Below are 8,043 nucleotides of genomic sequence, written 5' to 3'. Positions count from 1 at the left end.
TTTAAAAATGATCGACTTCCGTCCTTTTTATCAACAAATTGCAACTACTTCCCTATCAGCTTGGCTTGAAACCCTACCCTTGCAATTAAAGCAATGGGAAAAAACGACCCACGCAGATTATGCCAAATGGGCAAAAGTTGCAGATTTTTTACCAAATTCGACCGCTTGTATCAATCTAAAAGACAAGGTTGAGTCTATTCCAACTACGCCTTTATCTGAGGGCGAACGCAAGCAAATCACCCATCACTTAAAACAGCTGATGCCTTGGCGTAAAGGCCCGTATCACTTACACAGTATTCATATTGATACCGAATGGCGTTCTGATTTCAAATGGGATCGTGTTTTACCGCACCTTACTCCACTTGCTGGCAGAACAATTTTAGACGTGGGCTGTGGTAGCGGTTATCATATGTGGCGAATGGTGGGCGAAGGGGCAAAAATGGTGGTGGGCATTGACCCTACCGAGCTTTTCCTTTGCCAATTTGAGGCAGTAAGAAAGCTACTTGGCAATGACAGACGAGCAAACCTTATTCCGCTTGGTATTGAGCAAATGCAACCTTTAGCTGCATTCGATACTGTCTTCTCTATGGGCGTGCTTTATCATCGCAAATCACCACTCGATCATCTCTCACAACTAAAAGCCCAATTAGTCAAAGGCGGCGAATTAGTGTTGGAAACCCTTGTGATTGATGGCGATGTGAATGATGTGTTAGTACCCGCTGATCGCTACGCTAAGATGAAAAATGTCTATTTTATTCCATCTGTGCCTTCTCTGATTAACTGGCTGAAAAAAGTCGGTTTTAAAAATGTACGTTGCGTTGATGAAGCAATTACTACACTTGAAGAGCAACGCAAAACCGATTGGCTGGAAAATGAAAGTTTGGTCGATTTTTTAGATCCGAACGATCATAGTAAAACCATTGAAGGCTACCCAGCCCCTAAACGTGCAGTTATTTTAGCAAATGCTTAAATAGCCTCTGTTACCTTAAAGAAAAAATACTGTAAATTATCACACTATTTTATTGACATAAAAATTCTCGTTTATCATACTGTATTTAAAACCAGTAAATATAGCGAGGGATATTATGAAAACACTTGATATACGTTTTGTCAAAGAACGTGATAGCAAAAGGCTTGCAGAGCAACAAAAGACGATGGAGAAACTGATTGAGCGATTACCTGATCGGATTGCTGAAAAATTTTCAGATGTAAACGTCAGAGTTCGATTCTCTAGTTCGTCTGGCTTTGAAGCATCGGGCTTTAAAGGCGATGAAAGAGAGGAATTTTTAGCCTTTTTGGAAGAGATATGGGACGATCCATTTCTGCTTGATGACTAAATTTTCCCCTCAGTTTTAGCATACAAAAAAGTCCGCATAGTGCGGACTTTTATTTTAACTAGACATCAATCTGTGCATATAACGCATTGGTTTCGATGAAATCACGTCTTGGTTCAACTTCATCGCCCATCAGCGTGCTAAAGAGTTTGTCTGCTTCAATCGCATCGCTAATGTTTACTTGTAACATTTTACGAGCAACAGGATCCATTGTAGTTTCCCATAATTGCTCTGGGTTCATCTCACCTAACCCTTTATAGCGTTGAATAGTTAAACCTTTGCGAGATTCTTTCACTAACCAATCTAAGGCTTCAGAGAAACTGCTGATTTCTTGACGGCGTTCTCCACGCACTACATAAGCTGAGTCAGAAAGTAAATCGTTCAGCTCGTTGCCTAATGCCACAATACGAGCATATTCTGCACCGCTGATAAAGTTATAATCTAGGCGGTAAGTTGTATCCATACCGTGCGTTGTAACAATAATTTCCGGCTCGTAGATTTGGCGTTCTTCATTGAATACAGTATTAATACGATAGAAACTACCACCCACTTCTTTTTCCATTAATTTAGCCGCAAAGTTTTCACTCCAAGCGTTCATATTTGCTTCATTTTTTGCAAATTCTGCTGAAAGTGGTTTTGAGTAAATTAATTCATTCAACAACAAAGTTGGGTAACGGCGGCTTAAACGCTCAATCATTTTTTGCACGTTATTGTATTGAGAAATTAGGTTCTCTAAGGCTACACCACTTAATGCTGGAGCATCTTCGCTCACATATAAACCAGCACCTTCAAGGGCAATATCAATTTCATATTGTGTCATTTCATCGTTATCTTGAATATAACGCTCTTGTTTGCCTTTTTTCACTTTGTAAAGTGGCGGTTGAGCGATATAGATATAACCGTTTTCGATCAACTCTGGCATTTGGCGATAGAAGAAGGTTAATAAAAGCGTACGAATGTGTGCACCGTCCACGTCCGCATCGGTCATAATAATGATTTTGTGATAACGCAATTTCTCGATGTTGTAATCATCACGCCCAATACCTGTGCCTAACGCAGTAATCAGCGTTGCCACTTCTTGTGAAGAAAGCATTTTGTCGAAACGAGCTTTTTCTACGTTTAAGATTTTACCTTTTAACGGCAAAATTGCTTGATTTTTACGATCACGCCCTTGTTTTGCCGACCCCCCCGCAGAGTCCCCCTCCACTAAGTAGAGTTCAGATAACGCAGGATCTTTCTCCTGACAATCCGCCAGTTTACCCGGCAAACCACCTAAATCTAACGCACCTTTACGGCGTGTCATTTCACGGGCTTTACGAGCCGCTTCTCTTGCACGAGCAGCATCAATAATTTTAGTGACAATGTTTTTTGCATCGTCTGGGTTTTCGGCTAAGTAATCTGATAATGCTTCATTCATTGAGCTTTCAACCGCACCACGCACTTCTGAAGAAACAAGCTTATCTTTGGTTTGTGAAGAGAATTTTGGATCTGGCACTTTTACTGAAATAACCGCCACTAAACCTTCACGAGCGTCATCGCCTGAGGCATCAATATTCGCATCGGCTTTTTTCAGCACGCCGCTGTTATCCATATAGTTTTTCAACGCACGGGTTAAAGCCCCACGGAAACCTGCTAAGTGCGTACCGCCATCACGTTGTGGAATGTTATTGGTAAAGCAGTAAACGCTTTCGTTATAGCTATCATTCCATTGCAGAGAAATCTCTACGCCGATACCGTCTTTTTCAGTCGTTAAATAGAATGGCGTATTGTGAATATGGGTTTTGCCTTCGTTTAAATATTCAACGTAGGCTTTAATACCGCCTTCGTATTTGAAATGCTCTTCTTTGCCATCACGCTCATCAATTAGCTTGATCGAAACCCCTGAGTTTAAGAAGGATAATTCACGCAAACGCTTAGATAAAATTTTGTACTCAAATTCAGTTTTGTTTTTGAAAATATCTAAACTTGGCCAGAAACGAACTGATGTTCCTGTTTTGTCCGTATTACCAATAATAGTTAATGGTGCGTCAGGCTCACCCAAGCTATAGAACTGCTCATGAACGTGTCCTTCACGGCGAATAGTCAGTTGTAATTTTGAAGAAAGTGCGTTTACTACCGACACGCCCACACCGTGCAAACCGCCCGATACTTTATAAGAGTTATCATCAAATTTACCGCCTGCGTGCAGAACGGTCATAATCACTTCTGCCGCAGAAACCCCCTCTTCCGGGTGAATGCCAACAGGAATACCACGTCCATCATCTTGTACCGAAACCGAATTATCGGAATGAATTGTAACGATAATATCTTTACAATGTCCTGCTAATGCCTCATCAATCGCATTATCTACCACTTCAAATACCATATGGTGTAAGCCCGTGCCGTCATCAGTATCGCCGATATACATTCCCGGACGTTTACGCACTGCATCTAAGCCTCGTAACACCTTAATACTTGAAGAATCATAACTGGTTGGTTGAGTTTGTTCAGACATTGTTATTCCTACTAATTTAAAATCAAAAAATTGTGTCGATTATAGCAGAAAAATGCCCGAATGTATCGCAAAACAAGCGGTTAAATTTTGGTTAAAATTTGCAAATTGCCGCCTAAATTTAACCGCTTGTATAGATAAAACTGCCAGATAAAAAATAAGGGCGAAAAATATTTCGCCCTTACATAACTAGAAATAAATCCCAACTAAAATCGCAATAAATACACCTAAGCCAAAATAGTGGTTGTTTAAAAAGGCTTTAAAGCATTCGCTGCGTTCTCGTTTTTTAGTGAGCCAGCATTGATAGATAAACAGCGTTGCACTTAATGCTAATACGATGAAATAGCCGATATTATACTCTTGTATGATGCCGACTAAGCTCAATAATATCAGGGTAATAAACTGTAATAGTGCGATGATTTTATTATCATATTGGGCAAACAAAATCGCAGTAGATTTTACCCCAATCCGCAAATCATCATCACGATCTACCATTGCATATTGAGTGTCATAAGCCACCGTCCACGCTAGATTGGCAAAGAAAAGCAACCAGCATTCAAGTGGCAAAGTTTCATTTACCGCCCCAAATACCATCGGAATTGACCAACCAAACGCCATACCTAGCACCACTTGCGGCAAATGAGTAAAACGTTTCATAAACGGATAAATCACCGCCAAAAACACCGCCACAAACGAAAGTAAAAAGGCATATCGGTTGAGCATTAAATCCAGCAAGAAGGCGAATAATAACAATACCGCAAAAATAATTTTTGCCTCTGTGGTAGTTACTCTGCCTGTTGCCAGCGGACGTTGAGAGGTGCGTTTAACGTGTCCGTCAATCTCTCTATCGGCATAATCATTAATTACACAACCTGCCGCACGCATTACAATTACGCCAAGCGTGAAAATCAACAAAATAGAGAATGGCGGCATTCCATCAGCCGCCACAAATAACGCCCACAACGTTGGGTGCAGTAATAGCAATGTGCCGATGGGCTTATCAAACCGCATTAATTGGGCATAAGCAATCCATTTTTGCTTAGAGAAGAAATTGCTTTTATTCATTACAAATTTTGACTGTTACATCTGATTGACTTAAAAGATGTTGTAATTCTAGCGGTAAATCAGTATCTGTAAACAAATAATTTACTTCCTTAACATTTCCTAAACGTACAATCGCATTACGGCTGAATTTTGAATGATCGGTAACTAATAAAACCTGTCTGGAACACTCCATCAAGGCTCTTTTTACTTGGACTTCGTGGTAATCATAATCCAACATTGAGCCGTCTAAATCCACCGCACTAATGCCTAAAATGCCGAAATCTAAGCGGAATTGGTTGATAAAACGCACGGTTTCTTCCCCAATTAATCCGCCATCGCTTCGTAAATTTCCTCCCGCAACGGTAATTTGGCATTCTGGATTTTTCATTAAAATATGCGCCGCATTCAGATTATTGGTTACAACTTTTAAATTTTTATGTGAAAGTAGTGCTAATGCTACCGCTTCTGATGTTGTACCAATATCTAAAAATACCGATGCTCCGTTTGGAATAAGTTTTGCTACTTGTTGAGCAATCGCATTCTTCTCTTGAGAGAAAAATTGCTTGCGGTGCGTATAATCACTGTTTTCATTGTTAGAAGGTGCAGCAGCCCCACCGTGATGACGGCGGATTAGGTTATTTTCTGCCATCTCATTTAAATCACGGCGGATTGTTTGTGGGCTAACATTCATTTGAGCCACAAGCTCTTCTGTACTGACATAACCTAGCTGATTAACGAGTTCAATAATCCTTTTATGTCTATTTGCCTGTTTCATATTTCCCCTTTTGCAAAAAAGCTACAGAAAAAGACCGCTTGCAAGCGGTCTTTTTTCAGTTAAATTTTACAATTTCTCAACAAGTTCAACAGCATAGCCGATATAGGTTGCCGGTGTCATCTCTTTTAAACGATTTTTTTCGTTTTCTGGAATGTCTAACTTATCAATAAACTCACGCATTGCCGTTTCATCAACACGTTTACCACGAGTTAGTTCCTTAAGTTTTTCGTACGGTTTTTCAATGCCATAACGACGCATTACCGTTTGAATTGGTTCGGCTAACACTTCCCAGTTTTGGTTGAGTTCATCACGCAAGTGTTGCTCGTTCACTTCTAATTTGCTAATGCCTTTTAAGGTTGAAGCATAAGCAATTAACGCATAACCTAAACCTACGCCTAAATTACGCAATACGGTTGAGTCGGTTAAATCACGCTGCCAACGAGAGATTGGTAATTTTTGCCCTAAGTGTGCCATTACTGCATTCGCTAAACCTAAGTTCCCCTCTGAGTTTTCAAAGTCAATCGGGTTCACTTTGTGTGGCATTGTGCTTGAGCCAATTTCGCCTGCAATAGTGCGTTGTTTGAAATGATTTAACGCAATGTAGCCCCACATATCACGATCGAAGTCGATCAAAATAGTGTTAAAACGACCCACACAATCAAAGAACTCCGCAATGTAATCGTGCGGTTCAATTTGTGTTGTGTACGGATTCCAAGTTACGCCTAAAGATTCTACAAATTCTTGGCTGAATGTGTGCCAGTCAATGTCAGGATAAGCCGATAAATGAGCATTATAGTTACCCACTGCACCGTTGATTTTCGCCAAAATCTCTAAATTTTCTAACTGTTTATATTGACGTTGTAAACGATACGCCACATTTGCCATCTCTTTACCCATTGTTGTCGGGCTAGCTGGCTGACCGTGCGTGCGTGAAAGCAATGGAATATGTTGATAACGTTGTGCTAGCTCTACCACCGCATCAATCACTTTTTTCCACTCAGGTAATAATACCTCTGCACGAGCAGTTTTCAACATTAAGGCGTGTGAAGTATTGTTGATGTCTTCAGAAGTACAAGCAAAATGAATAAATTCATTCACTGCTTGTAATTCAGGCAATGCCTCACATTTTTCTTTTAAAAAATACTCAACTGCTTTTACATCGTGGTTGGTCGTGCGTTCGATGGTTTTAATACGATTTGCATCTTCTAACGAGAAATTAGCGACAATTTGATCAAAGTAATCGTTTGCTTTTTCAGAAAATGTTGGAACTTCCTTGATTTGTGCGTGAGATGCCAATTTTTGTAACCAACGAACCTCAACTTCCACACGGAATTTTAATAATCCAAATTCACTGAAAATTGGGCGAAGACTAGATACCTTGTCTTGATAGCGACCATCGATGGGGGATAACGCAGTTAAAGCAGTAAGTTCCATTGTGTAATGTTCTCCAAAATAATAAATGTTCGGTTAAATTTGACGATAAAGCTGTTGAGCTTGGTTGAAAATTTTCTTGCGTGAGAATAAAAACTGCCAGCGGCTACCACCTACTTGTTGCCATAAAATTGCCGCACGAATGCCCGCAAGCAGTGAAGCTCTAATTTTGTGCTGAATATCAGGGCGGACCAAGTAATCTTGCATTCCCATCACGTGAATTTTCGTACCTAACGGGCTAATAATATCGCTGTAAATTGCGGCTAAATTCGCAATCATCTGATCAGCTAAAACATCATCTTCATAAAGTGGTAATTGACGTTCAATTTGCTGTAAACGCTGCGCAAGTTGTTGTTTTGCTTCAGGGTTTTTATCTAGTTTTTGGCTAAGAGCAATCAGGCTTATCCAATAACGCCCCACTTCAGTATCTAACTTACCATTGCCACCACCTGTTTGAGATAACGCCGTTTCCAATCCAATTTTTAGATGAGAAAGGTCATCGCCAAACACACTTAGCGTGGATTCAGGCTGAGTTACTAATAAGCTACGGATAGATTGCCTAAACACACCTCTATCTGCCGTACCTTTATATGCAAATTGCTGTACTAAATTCGCTGCTTGGCATACGCCTGCATAAGCAATGGTAATATCGTGATAATCTGCCATTTTTCTAAAATCAGTCTCTATTTCAAAATTGGTGGAGAATATAGCATTTTTTAGCCTTGTTTTGAATGCTAAAAAGCATTTATCCAGAGAAAAAGATAAATGCCTTTAATTCCAACTAAAAACCAACCATCTGCAACGATTAATTTTACTAAACTTCGACTATCCATAAATGCCTCGCCTAAGTTTAATAGAGTTACTATAACTCTATTAATAGCAATTACAACAATTCATTGATAATCTCCTGTTTTATTAAGTTATAAACAACTGCATAAATCCAACTTTTCGATCCACATCACAAAAAT

The 8,043-nt window shown here is 39.8% G+C and carries 7 protein-coding genes; 2 read left to right on the top strand and 5 right to left on the bottom strand.

Annotation, left to right across the window (positions count from 1 at the left end):
* The first annotated feature begins 7 nt into the window (after window positions 1–7).
* Both cmoB and ACERCG_RS10485 read left to right on the top strand, forming a co-directional pair.
* Window positions 8–970: a tRNA 5-methoxyuridine(34)/uridine 5-oxyacetic acid(34) synthase CmoB gene (cmoB, locus tag ACERCG_RS10490; protein ID WP_373612015.1), complete on the top strand. Its 963-nt coding sequence runs from the start codon at window positions 8–10 to the stop codon at window positions 968–970.
* Between the two features lie 115 nt (window positions 971–1,085).
* Window positions 1,086–1,337: a DinI-like family protein gene (locus tag ACERCG_RS10485; RefSeq protein ID WP_373612013.1), complete on the top strand. Its 252-nt coding sequence runs from the start codon at window positions 1,086–1,088 to the stop codon at window positions 1,335–1,337.
* 58 nt (window positions 1,338–1,395) lie between these two features.
* Here ACERCG_RS10485 and gyrB read toward each other — a convergent pair whose 3' ends face one another.
* From gyrB to hflD, 5 genes are all read right to left on the bottom strand, one after another.
* On the bottom strand, window positions 1,396–3,828 hold the full coding sequence (gyrB, locus tag ACERCG_RS10480; protein ID WP_373612012.1) for a DNA topoisomerase (ATP-hydrolyzing) subunit B: 2,433 nt from the start codon (window positions 3,826–3,828) through the stop codon (window positions 1,396–1,398).
* A gap of 186 nt (window positions 3,829–4,014) precedes the next feature.
* Window positions 4,015–4,890, bottom strand: a complete 876-nt coding sequence (ubiA, locus tag ACERCG_RS10475) for a 4-hydroxybenzoate octaprenyltransferase (RefSeq protein ID WP_373612010.1) — start codon at window positions 4,888–4,890, stop codon at window positions 4,015–4,017.
* On the bottom strand, window positions 4,883–5,644 hold the full coding sequence (locus ACERCG_RS10470) for a DeoR/GlpR family transcriptional regulator (protein ID WP_373612009.1): 762 nt from the start codon (window positions 5,642–5,644) through the stop codon (window positions 4,883–4,885). Before ACERCG_RS10470 ends, ubiA begins: the two co-directional genes overlap by 8 nt.
* A gap of 66 nt (window positions 5,645–5,710) precedes the next feature.
* Complete coding sequence (gene purB / locus ACERCG_RS10465; RefSeq protein ID WP_373612008.1) at window positions 5,711–7,078, bottom strand: adenylosuccinate lyase; 1,368 nt, start codon at window positions 7,076–7,078, stop codon at window positions 5,711–5,713.
* A 33-nt stretch (window positions 7,079–7,111) separates the two neighbouring features.
* Window positions 7,112–7,741, bottom strand: a complete 630-nt coding sequence (gene hflD / locus ACERCG_RS10460; protein WP_373612007.1) for a high frequency lysogenization protein HflD — start codon at window positions 7,739–7,741, stop codon at window positions 7,112–7,114.
* Window positions 7,742–8,043 lie beyond the last annotated feature (302 nt).

Origin of the sequence: Mannheimia sp. E30BD, assembly GCF_041807785.1 — a bacterium.
GTDB lineage: Bacteria > Pseudomonadota > Gammaproteobacteria > Enterobacterales > Pasteurellaceae > Mannheimia.
This window is presented reverse-complemented; position numbering and strand designations above follow the sequence as displayed.